This window comes from Streptomyces sp. NPDC092370 (genome assembly GCF_044755265.1).
Lineage (GTDB): Bacteria > Actinomycetota > Actinomycetes > Streptomycetales > Streptomycetaceae > Streptomyces.
Window position 1 is genome coordinate 44009 of the sequence record NZ_JBIVQO010000002.1, and the last position, 21170, is coordinate 65178.

Sequence of the window (21170 nt, forward strand, 5' to 3'; positions counted from 1 at the left end):
ACAGGCGGTCTCCCCCCTCCTCTGCGAGCACCTCCCGGGCACGACGTTGTCGGCGAACCATCGGTTGCTGCGCGCACAGCGGGCATAGCGGGCCGGCTTCTCCGGATTCCCCGGCGACATGCCACCACCAGGTCAGCGGGGTCGCAGCCGTGTCCGGTCCGGGAGGGGCAAGGGCCCGGGCGAGCAGCCGCCGGTCCTCGGGCATGAGGGAGGCAGTCCGTCCCGCGCCGTACCGGCTGTCCGCGAAGGAACTGCCGACCCTGCCGGAGACGGCGGCCTCACTCGCCGAACGGGCGGCCCGCTGGGCCTCGCAGCCGGGCCGGGTGCCTTGCTCGACGGATTCACGAGCGGCTCCCCTTCCGCAGCATCCGGCTGAACGGCGTGTCCGGGCGCTCCAGGCGCTCGCCGTCCAGGGTGATGTCGACGACCTCGTTGAAGAAGGCGACGCGCCCCCGCACCGCCCTCACCGCGGGCAGCGGCTCCGGGTAGCTCCAGAGGATGTGGGGCGGTACGTCACCCCCGCCGCCCCAGGACCAGTACTCGGCGGTGCCTTTGTAGGGGCATCCGGTCTGGTGGTCGGTCGCGTCGAACAGGTCGAGCCGGACGTCCTCGCGGGGGAGGTAGTACCGCGTGGGCAGGGAGGTCTCGAAGAGCAGGACGGGGGCACGGCTGTCCGCGACGATCCGCCCCTCGATCTCGACCTGCACATGGCGGCTGCTGGGCAGCGCGTCGACGCGTTTGTGCGGGTCACGGGGGTGGATGAAGATCTCCTCGTCCTCCTCGTACCAGTGGTCGAGACCCGTGTCGGCGCGCAGGAACCACTCGAAGGCGATGTGGCCGGCCAGGTCGTCGGAGGGGAACGTCCAGGCCGCGTTCTCGCGCACCTCACCGTCGGCGTCGAGGTCGTAGAAGGTCCGGGAGCCGGTGTGGGTGCCGGTGGGCGGGTTCTTCGCCGGGCGGAGGAGGTCGGTGCGGACGTCCTCGTACGGGAAGGCGTACTGCGGGACGGGCAGACGTGGCTCCCAGACGAGCACCGGGTGCCGGCTGTCGACGACGGTGACGTCGCCCTTGCGGCCGCGCACCCAGCGTTCGCTGGGTTCCCACAGGAGGCCTTCGGGGGTGGTCCTGATCGAGCGGGCGGCGGGGTGGGCCGGGTGTGTGGTCATGTCCGGTGCTCCCTTCGGAGGTCCGGATGCCGGTTCCCCTCCACGGTCCCACGGTCTCAGTGCGCCGCGTCCAGCCGGGCGCGCTGCTCCGGGGTCAGGTCCAGGTCCACCGCCGCCAGGTTCTCCTCCAGCTGGGCCACCGACGAGACTCCGGCCAGCGGCAGGACGGGCAGTTCTCCGCCGATCTGCCAGGCGAGCACGACCTGGTTGACGCTCGCACCGGTCGCGCGGGCCACGTCGCGCAGTGCGGCCAGCCGGGCCGGGGTGCCGGGGTGGTCGAAGTCGGCGGGCAGCCGCTCCGGGCGGACGTAGGCGCCCTTCAGCAGCGGTGAGTACGCGACGAGGGTCAGGCCGGGCTCGGCCCTCAGGTAGTCGAGCAGGTCGGGACCGGCGTGGCCGAGGCTGCCGTCCGGGAAGAGGGCGTCGGGGACGTCGGTGCGGGGGCGCAGATGGGTGTGCGCGTACTGGAGGACCTCGTAACCGGGCAGTCCGGCCGCGGCGGCGAGGGCCCGGGCCCGCTCGACGCGCCAGACGGCGTGGTTGCTCACACCGAGCAGTCCGACGGTGCCCTCGGCCACCAGTGCCCCGAAGGCTTCGACGGTCTCCTGGAGCGGGACGGTGTGGTCCTCGATGTGTGCGTACAGCAGGTCCAGTTTCGCCAGGCCGAGCCGTTCGCGGCTGCGTTCGGCCGACTCGCGGATCACCTTCGCGGACAGGCCCTCGGGGTTGTCGGTGTAGCCGGTGCCGGGGGCCAGGGGGCGGGCCCCGAGCTTGGTCGCGATGACGATCTCGTCACCGATGCCACGACTGCGCCGCCAGCGGCCGAGGAGTTCCTCGCTCTGGCCGCCCTGGCCTCCGTCCGTCCAGAAGGCGTAGTTGTCGGAGGTGTCGATGAAGTTCCCGCCGGCTTCGACGTAACGGTCGAGCACGGCGAAGGACGTCGCCTCGTCCGTCACCGAGCCGAACAGCATCGCGCCGAGCGCGAGGACGCTCACCTCACGGCGGGTCGTGGGATCCGTGCCGATCGTGCGGTACTTCATGGATGTCGCCCCTCCCGTGTGCTCCGGCTTTCGGGCACGCAGGGGAGTCTGCGGCTTGGAGCGCTCTCGAGGTCAAGGGCCTACGCAAACGAAAAGGGCCCCGCAGGTATCGGCCTGCGGGGCCCTTCGCACCGTCGGGACGACAGGATTTGAACCTGCGACCCCTTGACCCCCAGTCAAGTGCGCTACCAAGCTGCGCCACGTCCCGGTGCGCGCCACCCGCGGTGAACCGCGTGATCGCGCGAACAGCACTTTACCCCACACCCCTGGCCGCATCGAAAGCGGGCCGGGCGGGACAATCGGGGTATGGGCAGCATGGGAGAGACACACTCGGGCCGGACGGGCGGCGCACGGGACCGCGACAGTGAGGGGCGGGCGCGCAACGCCCGGCCCCGGGACCGTCTCGGGCGGCCCCTGCCGTACGGCACCGACGGTGTGCCCCGGCAGCCCGAGGGCGTCGTCCGGGCCCCGGAGGAGACCGTCGCCGAGGCGCAGCGGCTGCTGGACGAGGGCAAGCCGTTCCACGCGCACGAGGTCTTCGAGGACGCGTGGAAGTCGGGGCCGGACGAGGAGCGCGAGCTGTGGCGTGGCCTCGCCCAGCTCGCCGTGGGGCTCACGCACGCCGCCCGCGGCAACCTGACCGGCGGGGCCCGGCTGCTCCGGCGCGGGGCGGGCGCGGCCGAGGCGTGGGTGGCCGGCTCCGGGCGGGCACTGCCGCACGGGGTCGACGTGGGAGGCGTGGCCGCGTGGGCGCGTGAGCTGGCGGGAGACCTGGAGCGCACCGGCCGCCCGGTGGACGCGACGGTCCGGGCACCCCGGCTGCGGGGCGCGGCAGCCGGTCGCTGACTGCGACGGCGGCGACAGCGCCCGCACCTGAACGGCCGGCACCAGCCGCCGACCCCCACCGCGGTGAATTCGCCCTCAGCCCCGTACGGCACACTCGGGGCGTGCGAAAGATTCATGTCATCGGTATCGGAGCGGGCGACCCCGACCAGCTCACCCTCCAGGCCGTCAAGGCGCTGCGGAGCACGGACGTGTTCTTCATCCTGGAGAAGGGCGAGGTGAAGGCGGACCTCACCGGGCTGCGCCGGGACATGCTCGACGCGCACGTGCCGCGGGGGAGCTACCGCGTCGTCGAGGCGCGCGACCCGGAGCGGGACCGGAGCGCCGGCGGTGCGGCGTACTCCCCGGCCGTCGGGGACTGGCGCAGCGCCCGCGCCGACATCTACGAGCGGCTGATCGCCGATGAGCTCGGCGAGGAGCAGACCGGCGCGTTCCTGGTGTGGGGCGATCCGTCGCTGTACGACAGCACCCTGGGGATCCTGGAGGAGGTGCTGGAGCGGGGCGCCGTGGCCTTCGAGTACGACGTCGTGCCCGGCATCAGCAGTGTCTCGGCGCTGGTCGCCCGGCACCGGACGGGACTCAACCGCGTCGCCCGGCCGGTGCAGATCACCACCGGCCGGCGGCTCGCGGAAGGATTCCCGCAGGGTGTGGACGACGTGGTGGTGATGCTCGACGCCCACCAGACGTTCCAGCGGTACGCGCAGGAGGACGTCGACATCTACTGGGGCGCCTACATCGGCACCCCCGACGAGATCCTCGTCTCCGGTCCGATCGCCGAGGCCGCCCCCCGCATCGAGCGGTTGCGGGCCGAGGCCCGCGAGCGCAAGGGCTGGATCATGGACACGTATCTGCTGCGCCGGCACCCCCGCGACTGACGGGACCGGCGGGCACATCAGCGGGCACCGGTGCGGAGGTTCTGGCAGGCGCGCACAGCCCACCGGTGTGAAGGTGGCGACGCGACCGTCGTGGCGGAGGCCGCCCCGTCCGTACTGCCGCCGGAGGTGCTGCTGCGGTTTTCGGGGGTGGTGGAGGACGGCTTCCTGACCCGCGACGGCTCCATGCTCTCCCCCACCGAGGCGGAGGCTCGCGAGACCGCGGTCCTCGCCGGGCCTGTGCCGGCTCGCCGGAGGACGGGCTGGGGCAGGACATCGGCCGTCCCTCGGACGGCGACCTGCGGGTGGCGGTCACGCGATCGCGAAACGGCTGCGTGTGGAGAACCTGAGCCAGGGGCTGCCGCACGGTCCGGGGAAGTCCCCTCACGGCCGGCTCGACGTCAGCGCTAAGACAGCTCCAGCCGTTCCAGCACCCCCTCCACATCGGGTACGGCCGTCACACCGTCCGGCAGCGGCGGCCGCCGTACGACCACGACCGGAAGTGCGAGGTCCCGGGCCGCCGTCAGCTTGGCCGCCGTCGCCGCTCCCCCGCTGTCCTTGGTCACCAGGACGTCGACGCGGTGCTCGCGCAGCAGGGCCGTCTCGCCGGGGACGGTGAACGGGCCGCGCGCGAGGAGCACCTGTGTGTCGGGCGGCATCGGCGGCTCGGGGGGATCCACCGACCGTGCGACGAAGTGGAGTCCCGTCAGGTGGGCGAAGGAGGCCAGGCCGAGCCGCCCGGTGGTGAGGAGCACCCGGCGGCCGAGACACGGAAGCAGGTCCGCGGCAGCGTCCAGTGAGGGGACCGGGTGCCACCGGTCCCCGGGGGCGGGCCGCCACCCGGGGCGGCGGAGCACCACGGCGGGTACACCGGTCTCGGTCGCGGCGCGGGCCGCGTTGGCCGTGATCGACTCGGCGAAGGGGTGAGTGGCGTCGACGAGCGCGTCCACGCCCTCCTCCCGCAGCCACCCGGCGAGGCCCCGGGCCCCGCCGAAGCCGCCGACGCGCACCTGTCCGTCAAGCGCGCCCGGCTCGGCGACCCGCCCCGCGAGGGACGTCGTGACGCGAACGCCGGGGCGGGTGGCCAGCGCGGCGGCCAGGGCGCGGGCCTCGGCCGTGCCGCCGAGGATCAGAACGTGAGGGGACACGGCGTCGAGCCTACGAGGTCCGGACCGGCCGCCGACGGGACGGGTGCCGCGGGCGAACCCCACTCCGGACGCACCCCGCCCCACCCAACCACCCGACCACACACCCACCGGCGAACACGGCCCGGGACGCACCCCGCCCCACCCAACCACCCGACCACGCACCCACCGGCGAACACGGCCCGGGACGCACCCCGCCCCACCCGACCACCCGACCGCACACCGACCAGCGAACACGGCCCGGGACGCACCCCGCCCCACCCGACCACCCGACCGGAGACCGACCGGCGAACACGGCTCCGGATGGTTATCGTCCTGGCATGGAGTCCGTGCGTGCCGTGCTCGTGGACATCGACGGGGTGCTCACCGTGTCGTGGCGGCCGCTGCCCGGGGCCGTGGCGGCGTTGCGGGAGATCCGGGCGGCGGGGCCGGCCGTCCTGCTGGTCACCAACACCACCTCCCGCACCCGGGCGTCGATCGCCGGGACGCTGGCGCAGGCGGGGTTCCCGGTGTCCGCCGAGGACATCCTTACGGCGCCCGCCGCCACCGCCGCCTACCTCGCCGAGCACTGTCCCGGCGCCCGGTGCGCGCTGCTCAACAGCGGCGACATCGCGGAGGACCTCGACGGTGTCACCGTCGTCGAGGGGAGTGACACCCGGGCCGTGCCGGATGTCGTCCTGGTCGGCGGGGCCGGTCCCGAGTTCGGCTACGCGGCGCTCGACCGGGCGTTCGGCCATCTGCAGCGGGGAGCCCGGCTGGTGGCGATGCACCGCAACCTGTACTGGCGTACGTCCGAGGGGCTGCGGCTGGACTCCGGGGCGTTCCTGGCCGGGCTGGAGCGGGCCGCGCGGGTGGAGGCGGAGATCACCGGCAAACCGGCGCGGGCGTTCTTCGCGTCGGCGCTCGCCCGGCTGGGCGTCGGCCCGGACGAGACGGTGATGGTCGGGGACGACGTCGAGTCCGACGTGCTGGCGGCGCAGCGGGCCGGGATCACCGGGGTGCTCGTGCGGACCGGGAAGTTCCAGCCGGAGACGCTGCGGGCCGCCGACGGCACACCCGACCACGTGATCGACTCCTTCGCGGACCTTCCCGCGCTGCTGCGGGAGTCAGCGCAGCAGTAGTTGCAGGCCGCCCACGACGGTCGCCGCGATGACGAGCTGCTCGAACAGCCGCTGGTTGATCCGGTGCACGGCCCATGTGCCGAACAGCGCGCCGGGCACGACGAACGCCACGAGCGCCAGGTCGAGCAGGAGCGAGCGGCCGTCGATCAGGCCGAGGCCCGCGCTGAAGGGCAGCTTGGAGACGTTGACGATCAGGAAGAAGAAGGCCGATGTGCCGAGGAAGCCGAGCTTGCGGAAGCCCGCGGAGAGCAGGTACATCGACATCACGGGGCCGCCCGCGTTGGCGACCATGGTGGTGAAGCCGCCGAGGACGCCGTAGGAGCGGGCCTTGATCCGGCCCGAGCGGGTGGTGACCGACTCCGGCTCCTCCCCCGCGTCGGCCGTGCGCCGCCGCCACACCGTCACGGCCGCCATCAGCAGCAGGATCGCGCCGATCGAGGTCCGTACGATCGCGTCGTCCGCCCAGATCAGGAACACCGTGCCGACGACGACGCCCGCGGCGACCGCCGGGAACAGCCGCCACAGGGTGGGCCAGTGGGCGTGCCGCCGGTAGGTGGCGACGGCCAGGAGGTCTCCGGCGATCAGGATGGGCAGCAGTACGCCGGTGGAGGCGCGAGCGGGCAGCACCGCCGCGAAGAGGGCGAGGCTGACCGTGTTGGCCCCGCTCACGGCGGTCTTCGAGAAGCCGACGAGCAGCGCCGCGAAGGCGAGGGCGGCGAACTCCCAGCCGGTGATGTGCCAGAGGGTCATGGTGTTCATGCGAGCACTGATGCTATGTGCAACGAACAGATGCCCGTAAGCGCTGTCTCGTCTGGTGGGCCCGCTGAGGCCGCCGGGACCGTCCGGCTGCCGCTAGGACCGCTCGACGAGGACCGCGCTGCCCTGTCCCACCCCGACGCACATCGTGGCCAGGCCTCGTCCCGCTCCCGTGCGCCGCATCCGGTGGAGCAGCGTCGTCAGGATGCGGGCGCCGGAGCAGCCCAGGGGATGGCCGAGGGCGATGGCGCCGCCGCTGGGGTTGACCAGGTCGGGGTCGATGCCGAGCTGGTCCACGCAGGCCAGGGCCTGGGCGGCGAAGGCCTCGTTGAACTCGGCCTCCTCCAGGTCGCCGACGCTCCAGCCGGCGCGGGTCAGGGCCTTGCGGGTGGCGGGGACGGGGCCGATGCCCATGACGTCGGGGTGGACTCCGGCGGCGGCGCCGGCGACGTAGCGGCCCAGGGACTCCAGACCCAGCTCGTTCAGGGCGTCCTCGCTGACCAGGAGGAGACCGGCTGCGCCGTCGTTCATCGGCGAGGCATTGCCCGCGGTGACCGTGCCGCCGTCGCGGAAGACGGGCTTCAGCCGGGACAGCTTCTCGTAGGAGGTGTCCTCCCGGACGCATTCGTCGGTGTCGACGGTCACGCCGTCGGGGCGTTCGACGGGCAGGAGTTCGTCGTCGAAGTGACCGTTCTTGCGGGCCAGGGCTGCCCGTTGATGGCTGCGCAGCGCGAAGTCGTCCTGGCGTTCGCGCGGGATGCCGTACCGCGTGGCGACCTCCTCGGCCGTCTCGCCCATGGCCAGCAGGCCGTGCAGTTCGCGCATCGCCGGGTTGACCAGGCGCCAGCCGAGGCGGGTGTCGACGGTTTCCATGCGGTGCGGCAGGGCCTCGTCGGGGCGGGGCAGCACGAAGGGGGCGCGGCTCATCGACTCGGAACCGCCCGCGATCACGATGTCGGCCTCGCCGGCGGCGATGGTGCGGGCCGCTGTGGTCACGGCCTCCAGGCCCGAGGCGCACAGGCGGTTGACGGTGGCGCCGGGCACGGAGTCCGGAAGGCCGGCGAGCAGGGCGGCCATGCGGGCGACGTTGCGGTTGTCCTCGCCGGCCTGGTTGGCGGCGCCCCAGTAGACGTCGTCGATCCGGGCCGGGTCCAGCGCGGGCGCGCCGGCGACCAGGGCGCGGACGACGGTCGCGGCGAGGTCGTCGGGCCGTACCGAGGAGAGGGATCCCCGCAGTTTGCCGATGGGGGTGCGGCGGGCGGCCGCGAAGTGGACGGGACGCACGAGAGGCTCCTCACACCGCGCATTAATTAGCACTGCTAGTTTCGGACTATAGACCTTCACCTCGCCCGCTGTGAAGATTCTGCGCCTCGCGGGGTTCCCTTTAGGTCATATCGCAGGCCGGACGCCCCTCATGCGTCACGTTTGCACCAGTGCACCCGGGGCACCCGCGCCGTCATGGAGTGGTTGCGGAGCGCCGCCTGCGTGGACGAGGACCCCGAGTTGTTCTTTCCCGTCGGTACCGCCGGCCCCGCCCTGCGCGACACGAGCGCCGCGAAGCGGATCTGCGCGCGCTGCCCGGTGACCGACCAGTGCCTGAGCTTCGCGCTGGGCAGCGGTCAGGCCTCGGGCGTCTGGGGCGGCACCGGCGAGGAGGAGCGCGACGCGCTGCTCCGGACGACCGGGAACGACGCGAGAAGGAGAAGTGCCCTATGACGGCTGTGAGGAGCACACTGCCCGACGACGCCCGCAAGGTCTCCTGCGAGGCACTCCAGGACACGCTGGTGGATCTGCTCGGGCTCTCGCTGGTCGGAAAGCAGGCGCACTGGAACGTCGTCGGACCGCGGTTCCGGTCCATCCACCTCCAGCTGGACGAGGTGGTCACGGCGGCGCGGGACTTCGCCGACACCGTGGCGGAGCGCTCCGCCGCGCTGGGCGTCCCGCCGGACGGCCGCCCGGAGACCGTCGCCAAGGCGTTCACGCTGCCCGCCCCGGCGGAGGGCTGGGTACGTGACTCGGACGCGGTGCAGGTGATGGTGGACGCACTGCGGGAAGCGGTGGGCCGCCTGCGCGAGCGCATCGACACGACCGAGAAGGCGGACCCGGTCACCCAGGACCTGCTGATCGGCATCACCGCGGAGCTGGAGAAGCAGCGGTGGATGTTCGACGCCGAGAACTTCCCCCGCTGATCGCGGCAGGACGGCACAGAGCATCCGACGTACGTACGGAAGGGGCAGGCGATGACCGACGCCCTCGAACTCGACGCGCTGTGGGAGGACTTCCACCGCGTGGTGAACATGACCTCGCAGGAACTCGCGGCCTGGCTGCGGGTCCGCGACGCGGACGAGGCCACCGAACCGCTGCCGGACCAGGCGGGTTCGCCCACCGGGCAGCACGTCCTGGCCATCCTCCAGAAGCGGCGCACCGACCTGACCGAGGACGACCTGCGCGTAATGCGGAAGGTCGTGGACACGGTCACCGAGCAGGTGGACCCGGAGAACGAGCCCGAGCCCGAGGTGACGGCCGAGGACACCCGCCGCCGGCACCGGCTGATGACGATCGGGCACGACCCGCTGAAGGGGTAGACCGTGGGCAGCCAGGAGCGCGTCGTACGGGAACTGGTCGGCGCGCACGGCCGGACGTACGCCGAGGAGGCGGGCATCGGGCTGAAGGACACCCCGCAGCCGCTCTACCGGCTGCTGGTGCTGTCCCATCTGCTCAGTGCCCGCATCCGCGGCTCGATCGCGCTGGCCACCGCCCGTGCCCTGCACGAGGCGGGGCTGCGCGATCCGCGGCGTATGGCGCAGGCCGCCTGGCAGGAGCGGGTCGACGCGCTGGGCCGGGGCGGCTACCGGCGCTACGACGAACGCACGTCCACCCAGCTCGGCGACGCGGCAGAGCTGCTGAACGACCGGTGGGGCGGCGATCTGCGGCGGCTTCGCGGGGATGCGGGCGGCGAGGTATCCGAACTGCGCCGCCTCCTCCAGGAGTTCCCGGGCATAGGCCCGGCCGGGGCCGGCATCTTCCTGCGCGAGGCGCAGGGCGTCTGGCCGGAGGTGGCCCCCTACCTGGACGCCAAGGCCCTCCAGGGCGCCGAACGGCTGAACCTGCCGAAGGAGCCGAAGCGCCTCGTCGCACTGGCCGGAGACACCGACCCGGCCGTCCTCGCCGCCGCGCTGGTGCGGGCGGCGGTGGACAAGGAGGTCGCCGAGGACACGCTCAGCCGCGCCCGGTGACCGGCACCCCCTCAGCCGAGCAGCCAGCCCCCGTCCACGGTCAGTTCCACCGCGTTGACGGACCGGTTGCGCAGCAGGAAGTCCACCGCGTCGACCACGTCCGCCATCGCGGCGAGCCGCCCCGTGGGTGTCTCGGTGCGCAGCGCGGCGAGCACCTTCTCCGGTTTGGCCTGCCAGTACGGGCTGTCGCCCACGACTCCGGGATGCACCGCGTTCACCCGGACGGGGGCGAGCTCGACGGCGAGGGAGTTCATCAGGCCCCGCACCCCGGCGTTGACCGTCGCCACCGTCGTCGCTCCCGGGTACGGGCGTTCCTTGGCCTGGCCGCCGAACAGCACGATGGCGCTGTCGTCGTGCAGCCGGCCGCCCAGCGTGTGCACGACCTCCGTGTAACCGACGAGCTTGAGGGTCACCAGGCGCAGGGCCGCGTCGATGTCGTACTCGGTCACCTTGTTGTCGTCCCGGGAGACGCTCGCGATCACCAGGTGGTCGACGCGGCCCATGCCGGCCAGGGCCGCCGCGATCTCCATCGGCCGGGCCAAATCCACGGCCAGTCCATGGGCGCCGACCTCCTTCGCGACCACTTCGGCCCGCTGGGTGTCGCGGCTGGTGAGAACGACGTCGTCGCCCTGCCCGGCCCGCGCCCGGGCGAATTCGAGCCCGATCCCGGACGTTCCGCCGACGACGAGCACACTGCTCATGACTTCTCCTCCAGTGCCGCACGCAGGTGGTCCCAGTCCCGCGTGATCCGGTACGAGTGCCGTGACGGCGGTTGCGGCGCCTGTGTCTCCAGCCGGCGCAGCGGCCTCTGCCCGCGCTGCCGAAAGCGAGGGGTTCGCCCGGCGAGCCCGTGGTCGCGCAGCTCGGCGGCGATCTTCGCGGCCACGTCCTCGGCGATCCCGGCGTCCGGGTGGAAGGCGCCGCGCAGGGTGGAGATGCCGGCGCGGGCACCGGTGGACGGGCCGCCCTTGCCGTCGCTGTAGTCGAACCAGGGGTTGTACAGCTGGTGGTGGCGCGCGGCGGAGCCGAAGTCCCGGACGACCCGTTCGCCGTCGCGCACCAACAGGGCGAAGCGGATCAGCTTGTCCATCGTCCGGGTGCCGATGTGAGTGGCCGTCGTGTAGCGGGTGTCGGCGAAGTCGAAGCTGAGCACCGCGCCGAGCTCGGAGCGGTTCGGCCACTCGTGCAGCCGGGCCGGCCGCTGTCCGCCCAGCCGGTCCAGGTCGATGCGCTCTTCCCAGTCGACGGCGTTTGTGTGGATCGCCATGGCGACCACCCCCACTTCGGAGTGAACGCCCGAGTGCGGTGGGTGTCAAGTGTCACTGAACAAGGCGGTCACCCGGCCTCGCCGGAGACGAACCAGACGCCCACAGCCGGTACCTCTCCATCGTTGCGGTAGCGGTGGGGGGTCGTCGACTCGAAGCAGACGGAGTCGCCCGGCCGCACGGTGTACTCCTCGAAACCGAGAGTGAGGATCAGCTCGCCGGAGGTCAGATAGCCGTATTCGGCTCCCGGGTGCCGCATCAGCGCGCCGGAGCCGGAGGAGGAGCCACCGGGCCGGTACGTCACCAGCAGGAAGTCGGCCTCCACGCCGGGGACCCGCCCGAGACGCTCCCACACGACCCCCGAGTCCAGCTCCAGCGTCTCCCGCCCGCCCGCACCGACCAGGGGCCCGATCCGCCGCCCCGGAGCAGCCGCGAAGGTGGCGAGCGCGTGCGGCACGGTGGCGGGGACGGGGACGGGGACGAGGGGGCCCGCTCCGAGGCCCGTCCCAACCGGCTCCCGATCCCCCTCCCCGGTTCCCTTCCCCGCGTCGAAGAGGGACTCCACGGAGATCCCCAGCGCCATGGTGATCGCGTACAGCGTGCTGACGGACGGCTGGCTCTTCCCGGTCTCGATCTGCGAGACCAGACTCGCCGACACACCGATCTCCCGGGCCAGCGCACGCAGGGTCGTGCCGCGCTCCAGGCGCGCCTGCCGGATGCGCGCGCCGACGGGCGGCACGACGGCGGATGACACGGGCGGCTCCTCTGCTCGGACAGCGTGTGCAGCTTCATTGAACAGCGCGTGCGAGCCCTGACGCCAGAAGTCGGAGTCTCCCTGCCTCGCGGACCTCACCCGAACGGTCCGGCGCCGGTGGTGGGCCGTGGGGGGGCGGTGGTGCGCTGAGGGCAGGCGTCACGTTCCCAGGAGGCACTCCCGATGACCCGTCGTCCGTCCCGCCTCGTCCGCGTCCTCTCCCCCGCCCTGGCGGCGGGCACGCTGCTCACCACCGCAGCCTGCTCGGACGGCGGCGGCACGGACGGCGCGCGCGTCCCGGGCGTCACCGCTTCCCAGGCCGCCGCGCAGCGGCAGACCCCCTCCCCCACCGCGACGCTTCCCACGGACGGCGCCCGGAACGCGCTGATCACCGAGGCGGACATCGAGGACGACTGGACGCAGGTGAAGGACGCGGAGGCGAAGAGCTGGCACGACAGCCTGCTCATCGGCACGGTCGACGTCTCCGACTTCCTCACCGCCAAGGCCCAGGCGTCCGACTGCCAGCGGCTCCTCGACTCGCTCTACGACGACGATCTGCTGGGCAGGCCGTCGGACGCGTCCGAACTGCGCGGCTTCCGGCAGGGCGATTCCCGCCTGCTGTACCAGGTCGCCTCCTACGACCGCACCGACCCGCAGGACTTGCTGAAGTGGATGGCGACGCTGCCGGAGAAGTGCGATCAGTTCACCGTGACCGACGGCAAGGACAAGCGCACCGTCCAGGTCATCGAGATCCCGCTGCCCAAGGCCGGCGACGCCCGTCAGGGCCTGCGCGTGACGGTGCAGGGCCCGACCGGCGGCGACGAGGCCACGCTGACCCTGGACGTCGCCGCCGTCCGCGTCGGTGACGACGCGATCACCGTGACGGCGGGCGGGCTCGACGGGGACGAGAACGACTCCGTCCGGCAGGCGGTGCAACAGGGCACCCAGCGGCTGAAGGACGTCCTGGCCGGGAAGTCGCCCGCCGCGAGCCCCGACTAGAGCGGCCGGCACGGCAAGCGCCTCCTCCCGCGGGCCTGCCCCGCCCCGAACTCCGTCGTCGCTCCACCGATTTCCGGGACAGCGTGATCACCGGAGCGGCACAATGGCGCCGATGACCGGTTTCGGTCGTTCGTGCGAGTGCGAGGAGAGGACGAGTCGTGAGTGATGGCCACACCCCTTCAGGCGGGTCGGCGAGGCTGAACACCGGTGTGGCGCACAACGCGCGCGTGTGGAACTACTGGATCGGCGGCAAGGACAACTACGAGGTCGACCAGCGGGTCGGCGAGCAGGTCGCCGGCATGTTCCCGATCATCCGGGACATCGCCCGCGCCGACCGCGACTTCCTCGGCCGGGCCGTGTCGTTCCTCGCCGGTGAGCGCGGTGTGCGGCAGTTCCTCGACATCGGCACGGGACTGCCGACGGCGGACAACACCCACGAGATCGCCCAGCGCCTCGCGCCCGACGCGCGCATCGTCTACGTCGACAACGACCCGATCGTGCTGGTGCACGCCCGCACACTGCTGACCGGCACCCACGACGGCGTCACCTCCTACGTCGACGCCGATGTGCACGACCCGGACGCCATCCTCGAACGGGCCGGGCAGACCCTCGACTTCACACAGCCCGTCGCCGTGATGATGCTGGGCATCCTCAACTTCGTCCTGGAGGCCGACAAGGCCCGGGACATCGTGCGCCGGGTGATGGCCGCGGTGCCGTCCGGCAGCTTCCTGGTCCTCACCCACCCGACCTTCGACGACGAGCTGGGCGGCGCGGGCCAGATCCCGGCCATGAAGTTCTGGAACGAGAACGCCACTCCCCCGATCACCGCCCGCGCCGGCGCGGACATCGCCGCGTTCTTCGAGGGGCTGGAGCTGCTGGAGCCGGGCATGGTGTCGTGCGGGCAGTGGCGTGCCGAGCCCGGCTCGGCCGTGCTGGTGCCGCAGTACGGCGCGGTGGCCGTGAAACCCTGACACGCGGCGGTGCCGTAGCGGCAACCAGGAGAGCCCGGGCGGGACGACGTCCTCAAGGCCGGGGGCAGGAGGACGATTGAACGGGCGTGTGGCCGGTCACAGTTCTCCTGGAGCGGCTACCCAGGAAGTCCGAACGGCTGAAAGTATGATCAAGCAATGTCTGACATGACCGAAACCACGCCCGGCTGGCTGTCCTCCGACGAACTGGAGATGACACGCGCCCGCATGCCGATCCTGTACGTCGAGGCCGTCCCGGTCCGCGTCGACGACAGCGGCGAAGTCACCAGCGTCGGTCTGCTGCTGCGCATCGGACCCGACGGCACGGTCAGCCGGACGCTGGTCTCCGGCCGCGTGCTGCACCACGAACGCGTCCGCGACGCCCTCCTGCGCCACTTGGAGAAGGACCTCGGCCCGGTCGCGCTGCCCCGCGTTCCGGCGTCGCTCCAGCCGTTCACGGTCGCGGAGTACTTCCCGACGCAGGGCGTCACGGCGTACCACGACCCCCGCCAGCACGCGGTGTCCCTCGCCTACATCGTGCCGGTGACGGGCGACTGCCGGCCCCGGCAGGACGCGCTCGACCTGGTGTGGTTCAGCCCGCAGGAGGCCGTCTCGGAGGCGGTGCAGAGCGAGATGCCGGGTGGGCACGGAGTGCTGCTGAAGCAGGCGCTGGCGCATGCGGGCTGCGTGATCTGACCGCCGGGAGGCCGGCGGAGAACCGGAGAGGACACTCGCCGACGCGGCTTGTCGACATGCCGCTGCACGACCCGTTCGTCGTCGCCGACGACACGACCCGACGATGATCCTCCACCGGCCCCTCGAGAACGCCCGCGGCAAGCTGTACGAGATGCTGCTCGACGGCCACGAGCCGGAGGTTTCCCGCCGACGGGACGACTTGACGGCGGCGGCCGACCCGGCCCGGCGACTGCCCCGAACGCGACCAGCGGGTCTGCCGATATCGGCAGACCCGCTGGTCGACTCTGTCGGGACGACAGGATTTGAACCTGCGACCCCTTGACCCCCAGTCAAGTGCGCTACCAAGCTGCGCCACGTCCCGTTGCCCGTCTGACCTGGGGATTCCCCCGGCTGAACGCGCAGGGAAACAATACCGCACTCGCGCCGGTGATCGCGCATCCGTTTCCCGGCCGCACCGCTTGACCTGGGGCCGATGCTCGACGCGGTGCTCGCCGCCTCCGAAGGGCTGGACGTGACCGTCCTGTACGCCACCACCGTCCGTCCCTTCGACACGGCCGCCCTGCGCCGGGCCACCGAGGCGGCCGGGACGGACGTCGTCCTCGTCGAGCCCTACCTGGCGGGGACGTCGACGGCCGCCGCGAACGACGCGCTGTCGGACGTACGGCACCGGGTCCTCGGGCTGGGCGTGGGACGTCGCGAACTGCGGCGTTACGGGCAGCCCGCGGAGCACGCCGCCGCCCACGGACTCGACGCCCGGTCGCTGCGGGAGCGCCTCGGGAGCTTCGTCGGGGCGGCCGTCCGGGAGTGAGACCGCGAGGCGTCACACCGCCGGCAGGCCGAGCCGGGGGTGGGCCTCCAGGAGCCGGGGCGGGGCCGCCTGACGCCACGAATCGGCGAGGATGTCGCGCAGTTCGCCCTCGTCCTCGATGGCGTCGAGCCGGGCCCGCACCCAGGCGAACTGGGACTCGTGGTCGGCGATCCAGAATTTCCCCGGCTCGGCGAGCACCAGTTCGTCGCGCTCCTCCTTGGGGCAGCGCACGGCGATGGAGGTCTCCTCCTCCGGCAGTGTGGCGAACATCTTTCCCGCGACCCGGAACGTGGGCATGCTCCAGGCGATCTTCTCCGTCGTGTCCGGCAGGGACAGGGCGATCCGTCGTACGTCTTCGGCATCCGGCATGGCAGGCACCGTATCGGCCCTCACTGACAATCACCTGGTGAGAGCGGTTGCCGGTAGGTGCTTGTAGTAGATCGTCGTCGGCCTCAGCACCCCGTCGGGGCTCGCCGCGTAGTCGGGGATCGCTCCGACCGGGGTCCAGCCGGCGGATCGGTACAGACGTTCCGCGGGGCTGCCGGTCTCGGTGTCCAGGTGCAGGAGGGTGACACCGGCCGCCGCGGCGGTGGTCTCGGCCACGGCCAGGAGCCCACGGGCGAGGCCGCGTCCACGGGCGTCCGGGTGCACCATCAGCTTCACGAGCTCGGCGCGGTGCCGGCTGTTGGCCTTGCCGGGGAAGGCCAGGCTCACGGTGCCGAGCACCCGTTCCCCGTCGCACGCCGCCCACACGGCGAGCCGGCCCGCGGCGACCTCAACGGCCCGCTCCTCCCACCAGTCACGGGCCTCCGCGTGGCCGAGCGGGGCGAGGAAGCCGACCGAGGCGCCCCCGTTCACGGTGGCGGTCAGCAGATCCGCCAACTGCGCCGAACAGGCGAGCAGTCGGGGTGCGTCCAGGCGGATCACGGCCGCACCACCGCCAGCAGATAGCGGACGCCCTCGGGGCTCGTGCACCGGAACCGAGTGGGGCCCCACACCCGCATCCGCAGGCAGTCACCGGCGTCCAGGCGGTGTTCGGTGGCCTGCGTGGTCACCTCCAGGGCGCCCTCCAGGACCCAGATGTGCTGCTCCAGGCCGGTCACGGGCGGGCGGTCGTAGGCGAGGTCGGCGCCGGGTGAGAGGCGGGCCTCGACGAGTTCGCCGCGCAGGGCGGGGTGCGGCGGCGACACGGACCGTCGTACGAAGCCGGAGGCCCGGTCCTGCCAGACGGGCTGGCCTGTGGAGCGGACGACGGCCTGCGGTTCGGCCTCGACCTCGCTGAGGAGCTGGGACATGGTGCGCTCGTAGACGGCGCACAGGCGGTTCAGGAGTGCGGCGGTGGGGCTGATCTCCGCCCGCTCGGCCCGGGACAGGGTGGACCGGCTCACCCCGCTGCGCTCGGCCAGCTCGCCCAGGGACCACCCGTGTTCGGCTCGCAGTTCGGCCAGGCGCATGCCCAGCCGGGCGTCGAGGGGCTCCGCCTCGTCACTTCTCATATTCGGGACGCTATCCCGGATGTGAGACAGCGAGGTTACGGACTCCTCACTCCTGGGCCGCCGCGCCGAGGGCGTCCAGCACCGGGCGGATGAGGGGGTGCTCCTCGGCCCCCCGGCGTACGGCGGCGAAGACCCGGCGGGTGGGGACCGTTCCGTCGACGGGGCGGACCACCACTCCGGCGAGGTCCATCCCGCGCAGCGCCGAGCGCGGCACCAGGGCGACACCCGCGTCGGCCGAGGCGAGCGCGACGACCGCGCGGAAATCGTCCGAGGAGTGCTCCATGCGGGGCTGGAAACCGGCGCTCTCGCAGGCCAGCACCACCACGTCGTGGCAGGGGTTGCCGGGGTACGGGCCGATCCAGGGGTCCTTGGCCAGTTCGGCGAGCGGCACCTCGGCCGCGTCGGCCAGGCGGTGGGTGACCGGGACGACGGCGTCGAAGGGCTCGGCGTACAGCGGCAGGTGCGCCAGTCGCGGGTCGTCGGCGGGCGGGGCGCCGCGGTACTCGACGGCGACGGCCACATCGACCTGCCGGTCCAGCAGCATCGGCAGGCTGGCGTCGCCCTCGGCGTCCTGGACACGGATGCGGATCCCGGGCGCCGACCGGGCGAGAGAGGCCACGGCGGGCGCGACGACCAGGGCGATGCCGGTCGCGAAGGAGGCGACCGTGACGGTGCCGGCCGCGCCCGAGCTGTACGCGGCGAGCTCGGCCTCCGCCCGCTCCAGCTGGGCGAGGACGGCGTTGGTGTGGTTGAGCAGGATCTCGCCGGCCGGGGTGAGCCGTACACCCTTGGCGCCGCGCTCGACGAGCCGGTGGCCGGTCTCCTGCTCCAGGGCGGCGAGCTGCTGGGAGACGGCCGACGGGGTGAGGTACAGCGCGGCGGCAGCCGCCGTCACCGTACGGTGGTCGGCCACCGCCCGGAGGATGTGCAGCCGCCGCGCTTCGATCATGCGATCGATTGTCTCAAATTCGCCCCGTGCTCCCGGTCAGCCCTCCAGCTCGGCGCGGGCCGCCACGAACGCGTCGACCGCGCGGTTGACGTCGTCCGTGGAGTGCGCGGCCGACAGCTGGACGCGGATCCTGGCCTGGCCCTGCGGCACCACCGGGTACGAGAAGCCGATGACGTAGACGCCGCGCTCCAGCAGCAGCTCGGCCATGCGGCCGGCGACCGCCGCGTCGCCGATCATCACCGGAGCGATGGCGTGGTCGCCGGGGAGGACGTCGAAGCCCTCTTCGGTCATACGGCTGCGGAAGAGGGCCGTGTTCTCGGCCAGCCGGACGCGCAGGTCGTCCGCCGACTCCAGCAGGTCGAGCACCTTCAGCGAGGCCGCGGCGATCACCGGGGCGAGGGTGTTGGAGAACAGGTAGGGCCGGGAGCGCTGGCGCAGCAGGGCGACGATCTCGGCGCGGGCCGCCACATAGCCGCCGGACGCGCCGCCGAGGGCCTTGCCGAGGGTGCCGGTGATGATGTCGACGCGGTCCATGACGCCGTGCAGCTCGGGCGTGCCGCGGCCGCCGGGGCCGACGAAGCCGACCGCGTGGGAGTCGTCGACCATGACCATCGCGTCGTAGCGGTCGGCGAGGTCGCAGATCTCGCGCAGCGGGGCCACGTAGCCGTCCATGGAGAAGACGCCGTCGGTGACGATCAGGCGGCGGCGCGCGTCGGAGGCCTCCTTCAGACGGGCCTCCAGTTCGGCCATGTCACGGTTGGCGTACCTGAGGCGGCGGGCCTTGGACAGGCGGATGCCGTCGATGATGGAGGCGTGGTTCAGCGCGTCGGAGACGACCGCGTCCTGCGGGCCGAGCAGCGTCTCGAACACACCGCCGTTGGCGTCGAAGCAGGAGGAGTACAGGATCGTGTCCTCCTGGCCGAGGAACGCCGAGAGCCGTGCCTCGAGTTCCTTGTGCACCTCCTGGGTGCCGCAGATGAAGCGGACGGACGCCATGCCGTAGCCCCAGCGGTCCAGTGCCTCGTGGGCGGCGGCGACGACCTCGGGGTGGTCGGCGAGTCCGAGGTAGTTGTTGGCGCAGAAGTTGAGGACCTCGCCGGGGCGGCCGCCCGCGGTGACGTTCACGGTGGCGGACTGCGGGGTGCCGATCACGCGCTCGGGCTTGTGCAGGCCGGCGGCGCGGATCTCGTCGAGGGTGGCGCGCAGGTCGTCGCGCACGGAGTCGAACATCGGGAAGCTCCTGAGGTGCTTGCGGTGAAAGGGGGTCACGCGGTCCAGTCGAGGATGACCTTGCCGCCGCGGCCGCTCGCCGCGTCCTCGAACGCCGCCTCGTAGTCACGGTGGCCGTAGCGGCCGGTGATGACGGGCGCCAGGTCCAGGCCGGCCTCCAGCAGGACCGACATGGCGTACCAGGTCTCGAACATCTCGCGGCCGTAGATGCCCTTGATGGTGATCATCGAGGTGACGACGCGGGCCCAGTCGACGGGGAACTCCTGCGCGGGCAGGCCGAGCATCGCGATCCGGCCACCGTGCGTCATGTTGGCGATCATGTCGCGCAGGGCCTCGGGGCGGCCGGACATCTCCAGACCGATGTCGAAGCCCTCGCGCAGTCCGAGGGCGCGCTGGCCGTCGGCGATGGTGGAGCCGGAGACATCCAGCGCGAGGCTGACACCGATCTTGCGGGCCAGCTCCAGCCGCTCCTCGCTGACGTCGGTGATCACGACGTTGCGGGCGCCGGCGTGCTGGGCCACGGCGGCGGCCATCAGGCCGATCGGACCCGCGCCGGTGATCAGGACGTCCTCGCCGACCAGCGGGAACGACAGCGCCGTGTGCACGGCGTTGCCGAACGGGTCGAAGATCGCGGCCACGTCGAGGTCGACGGGGACCCGGTGCACCCAGACGTTGGCGGCGGGCAGCGCGACATACTCGGCGAACGCCCCGTCCCGTCCCACCCCGAGCCCCACGGTGGCCCGGCACAGGTGCCGGCGTCCGGCCAGACAGTTGCGGCACTTGCCGCACACCAGATGGCCCTCGCCACTGACCCGGTCGCCGATGGCGATGTCGGTGACGTCCCGCCCGGTCTCGACCACCTCGCCGACGAACTCGTGCCCGACCACGAGCGGGGTGCTGATCGTCTGCTGCGCCCAGCCGTCCCACGCCCGGATGTGCAGGTCGGTGCCGCAGATTCCGGTGCGCAGCACCTTGATGAGTACGTCGTGGGGCCCGACGGTGGGCTCGGGGACGTCCGCGAGCCACAGCCCGGGCTCCGCCTTCTGCTTGACCAGCGCCTTCACCGCTACGGCTCCTGAGGATGAGTCCCGGCTCCGGGTATGCCGAAGGAACCCCTGGACCGGGAGAGGAGTGGGATCGCACAGCAATCTGCCGTACGGCGGCACGCCGGTCCATCGAGGTTTTCTTAAGCGGCGCCTCAGCTTTCCTTCACGCCCTCGGGGGTCCCGCCAGGCCCGCGGGTTTCAGTAGGGCGGCAGGCCGTCCCGGGCCTCCAGCTCGATGACGAGCTGCGCGGCGTATTCCTTGATCGCCGACAGGCCCGGCTTCCCCCACGGCCTCGGCCCGACGTCCGCGACACTGACCGTGCCCAGCACCAGTCCCGTGCCGTCGACGAGCGGAGCTCCCAGATAGGAGCGGATGCCGAATTCGTCCACCACGGGGTTGCCGGCGAACCGCGGGAAGTCGCCCACGTCCTCCAGGGCGAGGGCCTTGCGGCGCGCCACCACATGGGGGCAGAAGCCGTGGTCGCGGGGCAGGACACGCCCCAGGCGCGGGGTGGTGCCGTCGCTGCGCACCACCGGTGCGACGGTCGGCACGTACAGGCCGGCGTAGAACTGGCCGTGTTCGTCGGGAAGGTTGACCATGGCGTACGGCGTCCCGGTGAACTCGGCGAGGCGGTGCGCGAAGGCGTCGAGTGCGGGTTCGGGGCGCTCCCCCAGGCCCAGTCGGCGCAGTCGGCGGGTGCGGGCGGGGGCCTCCTTGTCCTCGGGTGTGAGCAGCAGACGACCGGCCGGGCGCGGCGGGTCGTAGGTCATGGGCGTGCT

General features: G+C 72.5%; 24 protein-coding genes, 2 tRNA genes and 3 pseudogenes. 12 read left to right on the top strand and 17 right to left on the bottom strand.

Features of this window, described 5'->3' with window-relative positions:
• Positions 1-341: 341 nt before the first annotated feature.
• The 3 genes from ACIQHQ_RS06770 to ACIQHQ_RS06780 form a co-directional block, all read right to left on the bottom strand.
• On the bottom strand, positions 342-1166 hold the full coding sequence (locus ACIQHQ_RS06770) for a DUF427 domain-containing protein (RefSeq protein ID WP_402610669.1): 825 nt from the start codon (positions 1164-1166) through the stop codon (positions 342-344).
• A 56-nt stretch (positions 1167-1222) separates the two neighbouring features.
• Positions 1223-2206 (bottom strand): aldo/keto reductase, encoded by a 984-nt coding sequence (locus tag ACIQHQ_RS06775; RefSeq protein WP_402610670.1) that lies wholly within the window; start codon positions 2204-2206, stop codon positions 1223-1225.
• A 134-nt stretch (positions 2207-2340) separates the two neighbouring features.
• A tRNA-Pro gene (locus ACIQHQ_RS06780) sits at positions 2341-2414 on the bottom strand.
• A gap of 98 nt (positions 2415-2512) precedes the next feature.
• On the opposite strand from ACIQHQ_RS06780, the gene ACIQHQ_RS06785 reads away from it, so the two are divergent.
• Both ACIQHQ_RS06785 and cobF read left to right on the top strand, forming a co-directional pair.
• Positions 2513-3052 carry a DUF309 domain-containing protein gene (locus tag ACIQHQ_RS06785; RefSeq protein ID WP_402610671.1) on the top strand — a complete coding sequence of 180 codons (540 nt, stop codon included), beginning with the start codon at positions 2513-2515 and terminating at the stop codon, positions 3050-3052.
• A 101-nt stretch (positions 3053-3153) separates the two neighbouring features.
• On the top strand, positions 3154-3924 hold the full coding sequence (gene cobF, locus ACIQHQ_RS06790; RefSeq protein WP_402610672.1) for a precorrin-6A synthase (deacetylating): 771 nt from the start codon (positions 3154-3156) through the stop codon (positions 3922-3924).
• Positions 3925-4328: 404 nt separating this feature from the next.
• Here the strand turns inward: cobF and ACIQHQ_RS06795 are convergent, their stop codons facing one another.
• Positions 4329-5069, bottom strand: a complete 741-nt coding sequence (locus ACIQHQ_RS06795) for a cobalt-precorrin-6A reductase (protein WP_402610673.1) — start codon at positions 5067-5069, stop codon at positions 4329-4331.
• A gap of 317 nt (positions 5070-5386) precedes the next feature.
• On the opposite strand from ACIQHQ_RS06795, the gene ACIQHQ_RS06800 reads away from it, so the two are divergent.
• The gene (locus ACIQHQ_RS06800) at positions 5387-6187 is read left to right on the top strand and encodes an HAD-IIA family hydrolase (RefSeq protein WP_402610674.1); all 801 of its coding nucleotides are present in this window, start codon (positions 5387-5389) and stop codon (positions 6185-6187) included.
• Here the strand turns inward: ACIQHQ_RS06800 and ACIQHQ_RS06805 are convergent.
• Together ACIQHQ_RS06805 and ACIQHQ_RS06810 are read right to left on the bottom strand one after the other, a co-directional pair.
• Complete coding sequence (locus tag ACIQHQ_RS06805) at positions 6173-6946, bottom strand: sulfite exporter TauE/SafE family protein (protein WP_402610675.1); 774 nt, start codon at positions 6944-6946, stop codon at positions 6173-6175. The genes ACIQHQ_RS06800 and ACIQHQ_RS06805 overlap by 15 nt on opposite strands.
• Positions 6947-7039: 93 nt before the next feature.
• A complete protein-coding gene (locus tag ACIQHQ_RS06810; RefSeq protein ID WP_402610676.1) occupies positions 7040-8227 on the bottom strand; it encodes a thiolase family protein in 1188 nt (395 codons plus the stop codon).
• A 174-nt stretch (positions 8228-8401) separates the two neighbouring features.
• Here ACIQHQ_RS06810 and ACIQHQ_RS06815 point away from each other — a divergent pair, with 174 nt between their 5' ends.
• From ACIQHQ_RS06815 to ACIQHQ_RS06830, 4 genes are read left to right on the top strand one after another with little or no spacing between them, the layout of a single operon-like run.
• On the top strand, positions 8402-8659 hold the full coding sequence (locus ACIQHQ_RS06815; RefSeq protein WP_402610677.1) for a WhiB family transcriptional regulator: 258 nt from the start codon (positions 8402-8404) through the stop codon (positions 8657-8659).
• A complete protein-coding gene (locus tag ACIQHQ_RS06820) occupies positions 8656-9132 on the top strand; it encodes a Dps family protein (RefSeq protein ID WP_402610678.1) in 477 nt (158 codons plus the stop codon). The genes ACIQHQ_RS06815 and ACIQHQ_RS06820 overlap by 4 nt, the downstream gene beginning before the upstream one ends.
• Positions 9133-9183: 51 nt before the next feature.
• The gene (locus tag ACIQHQ_RS06825) at positions 9184-9528 is read left to right on the top strand and encodes a DUF3140 domain-containing protein (protein WP_402610679.1); all 345 of its coding nucleotides are present in this window, start codon (positions 9184-9186) and stop codon (positions 9526-9528) included.
• Between the two features lie 3 nt (positions 9529-9531).
• Positions 9532-10179: an endonuclease gene (locus ACIQHQ_RS06830; RefSeq protein ID WP_402610680.1), complete on the top strand. Its 648-nt coding sequence runs from the start codon at positions 9532-9534 to the stop codon at positions 10177-10179.
• 11 nt (positions 10180-10190) lie between these two features.
• Here the strand turns inward: ACIQHQ_RS06830 and ACIQHQ_RS06835 are convergent, their stop codons facing one another.
• From ACIQHQ_RS06835 to ACIQHQ_RS06845, 3 genes and pseudogenes are all read right to left on the bottom strand, one after another.
• On the bottom strand, positions 10191-10880 hold the full coding sequence (locus tag ACIQHQ_RS06835; RefSeq protein WP_402610681.1) for an SDR family oxidoreductase: 690 nt from the start codon (positions 10878-10880) through the stop codon (positions 10191-10193).
• A gap of 140 nt (positions 10881-11020) precedes the next feature.
• A pseudogene (locus tag ACIQHQ_RS06840) lies at positions 11021-11446 on the bottom strand (aminopeptidase P family protein); the annotation flags it as partial.
• Positions 11447-11514: 68 nt separating this feature from the next.
• Entirely contained in the window at positions 11515-12198 is a 684-nt protein-coding gene (locus tag ACIQHQ_RS06845) for a helix-turn-helix domain-containing protein (protein WP_402610682.1), read from the bottom strand.
• A gap of 183 nt (positions 12199-12381) precedes the next feature.
• Between ACIQHQ_RS06845 and ACIQHQ_RS06850 the strand changes: the two genes are divergently transcribed.
• The 4 genes and pseudogenes from ACIQHQ_RS06850 to ACIQHQ_RS06865 form a co-directional block, all read left to right on the top strand.
• Positions 12382-13197, top strand: a complete 816-nt coding sequence (locus tag ACIQHQ_RS06850) for a hypothetical protein (RefSeq protein WP_402610683.1) — start codon at positions 12382-12384, stop codon at positions 13195-13197.
• A gap of 158 nt (positions 13198-13355) precedes the next feature.
• On the top strand, positions 13356-14168 hold the full coding sequence (locus ACIQHQ_RS06855; protein WP_402610684.1) for an SAM-dependent methyltransferase: 813 nt from the start codon (positions 13356-13358) through the stop codon (positions 14166-14168).
• 165 nt (positions 14169-14333) lie between these two features.
• On the top strand, positions 14334-14861 hold the full coding sequence (locus ACIQHQ_RS06860; protein WP_402611578.1) for an NUDIX hydrolase family protein: 528 nt from the start codon (positions 14334-14336) through the stop codon (positions 14859-14861).
• A 103-nt stretch (positions 14862-14964) separates the two neighbouring features.
• Positions 14965-15063: pseudogene (locus ACIQHQ_RS06865) on the top strand (glycoside hydrolase); the annotation flags it as partial.
• A gap of 85 nt (positions 15064-15148) precedes the next feature.
• Here ACIQHQ_RS06865 and ACIQHQ_RS06870 read toward each other — a convergent pair.
• Positions 15149-15222 (bottom strand) — tRNA-Pro (locus ACIQHQ_RS06870).
• Between the two features lie 102 nt (positions 15223-15324).
• Here ACIQHQ_RS06870 and ACIQHQ_RS06875 point away from each other — a divergent pair.
• Positions 15325-15669: pseudogene (locus tag ACIQHQ_RS06875) on the top strand (transketolase); the annotation flags it as partial.
• A 12-nt stretch (positions 15670-15681) separates the two neighbouring features.
• Here ACIQHQ_RS06875 and ACIQHQ_RS06880 read toward each other — a convergent pair.
• The 7 genes from ACIQHQ_RS06880 to ACIQHQ_RS06910 form a co-directional block, all read right to left on the bottom strand.
• Positions 15682-16038 carry an MmcQ/YjbR family DNA-binding protein gene (locus ACIQHQ_RS06880; protein ID WP_402610685.1) on the bottom strand — a complete coding sequence of 119 codons (357 nt, stop codon included), beginning with the start codon at positions 16036-16038 and terminating at the stop codon, positions 15682-15684.
• Positions 16039-16068: 30 nt separating this feature from the next.
• Complete coding sequence (locus ACIQHQ_RS06885) at positions 16069-16596, bottom strand: GNAT family N-acetyltransferase (protein ID WP_402610686.1); 528 nt, start codon at positions 16594-16596, stop codon at positions 16069-16071.
• Positions 16593-17165 carry a helix-turn-helix domain-containing protein gene (locus ACIQHQ_RS06890; protein WP_402610687.1) on the bottom strand — a complete coding sequence of 191 codons (573 nt, stop codon included), beginning with the start codon at positions 17163-17165 and terminating at the stop codon, positions 16593-16595. Before ACIQHQ_RS06890 ends, ACIQHQ_RS06885 begins: the two co-directional genes overlap by 4 nt.
• 46 nt (positions 17166-17211) lie before the next feature.
• On the bottom strand, positions 17212-18114 hold the full coding sequence (locus ACIQHQ_RS06895; RefSeq protein WP_402610688.1) for a LysR family transcriptional regulator: 903 nt from the start codon (positions 18112-18114) through the stop codon (positions 17212-17214).
• Positions 18115-18150: 36 nt separating this feature from the next.
• Positions 18151-19344 (bottom strand): glycine C-acetyltransferase, encoded by a 1194-nt coding sequence (locus ACIQHQ_RS06900; protein WP_402610689.1) that lies wholly within the window; start codon positions 19342-19344, stop codon positions 18151-18153.
• Positions 19345-19379: 35 nt separating this feature from the next.
• Positions 19380-20408, bottom strand: coding sequence for an L-threonine 3-dehydrogenase (gene tdh, locus ACIQHQ_RS06905; protein ID WP_402610690.1), 1029 nt, complete (start codon positions 20406-20408; stop codon positions 19380-19382).
• Positions 20409-20588: 180 nt separating this feature from the next.
• On the bottom strand, positions 20589-21161 hold the full coding sequence (locus tag ACIQHQ_RS06910; RefSeq protein WP_402610691.1) for a GAF domain-containing protein: 573 nt from the start codon (positions 21159-21161) through the stop codon (positions 20589-20591).
• Positions 21162-21170: the final 9 nt, after the last annotated feature.

Bases quoted from the DNA above. Each gene is read 5' to 3' on its own strand.
- ACIQHQ_RS06775 (WP_402610670.1), bottom strand. From the start codon at position 2,206: ATGAAGTACCGCACGATCGGCACGGATCCCACGACCCGCCGTGAGGTG.
- ACIQHQ_RS06785 (WP_402610671.1), top strand. From the start codon at position 2,513: ATGGGCAGCATGGGAGAGACACACTCGGGCCGGACGGGCGGCGCACGG.
- ACIQHQ_RS06850 (WP_402610683.1), top strand. From the start codon at position 12,382: ATGACCCGTCGTCCGTCCCGCCTCGTCCGCGTCCTCTCCCCCGCCCTG.
- ACIQHQ_RS06860 (WP_402611578.1), top strand. From the start codon at position 14,334: ATGACCGAAACCACGCCCGGCTGGCTGTCCTCCGACGAACTGGAGATG.
- ACIQHQ_RS06890 (WP_402610687.1), bottom strand. From the start codon at position 17,165: ATGAGAAGTGACGAGGCGGAGCCCCTCGACGCCCGGCTGGGCATGCGC.
- ACIQHQ_RS06770 (WP_402610669.1), bottom strand. From the start codon at position 1,166: ATGACCACACACCCGGCCCACCCCGCCGCCCGCTCGATCAGGACCACC.
- ACIQHQ_RS06880 (WP_402610685.1), bottom strand. From the start codon at position 16,038: ATGCCGGATGCCGAAGACGTACGACGGATCGCCCTGTCCCTGCCGGAC.
- ACIQHQ_RS06820 (WP_402610678.1), top strand. From the start codon at position 8,656: ATGACGGCTGTGAGGAGCACACTGCCCGACGACGCCCGCAAGGTCTCC.
- ACIQHQ_RS06815 (WP_402610677.1), top strand. From the start codon at position 8,402: ATGGAGTGGTTGCGGAGCGCCGCCTGCGTGGACGAGGACCCCGAGTTG.
- ACIQHQ_RS06895 (WP_402610688.1), bottom strand. From the start codon at position 18,114: ATGATCGAAGCGCGGCGGCTGCACATCCTCCGGGCGGTGGCCGACCAC.
- ACIQHQ_RS06910 (WP_402610691.1), bottom strand. From the start codon at position 21,161: ATGACCTACGACCCGCCGCGCCCGGCCGGTCGTCTGCTGCTCACACCC.
- ACIQHQ_RS06900 (WP_402610689.1), bottom strand. From the start codon at position 19,344: ATGTTCGACTCCGTGCGCGACGACCTGCGCGCCACCCTCGACGAGATC.
- ACIQHQ_RS06825 (WP_402610679.1), top strand. From the start codon at position 9,184: ATGACCGACGCCCTCGAACTCGACGCGCTGTGGGAGGACTTCCACCGC.
- ACIQHQ_RS06800 (WP_402610674.1), top strand. From the start codon at position 5,387: ATGGAGTCCGTGCGTGCCGTGCTCGTGGACATCGACGGGGTGCTCACC.
- ACIQHQ_RS06835 (WP_402610681.1), bottom strand. From the start codon at position 10,880: ATGAGCAGTGTGCTCGTCGTCGGCGGAACGTCCGGGATCGGGCTCGAA.
- ACIQHQ_RS06805 (WP_402610675.1), bottom strand. From the start codon at position 6,946: ATGAACACCATGACCCTCTGGCACATCACCGGCTGGGAGTTCGCCGCC.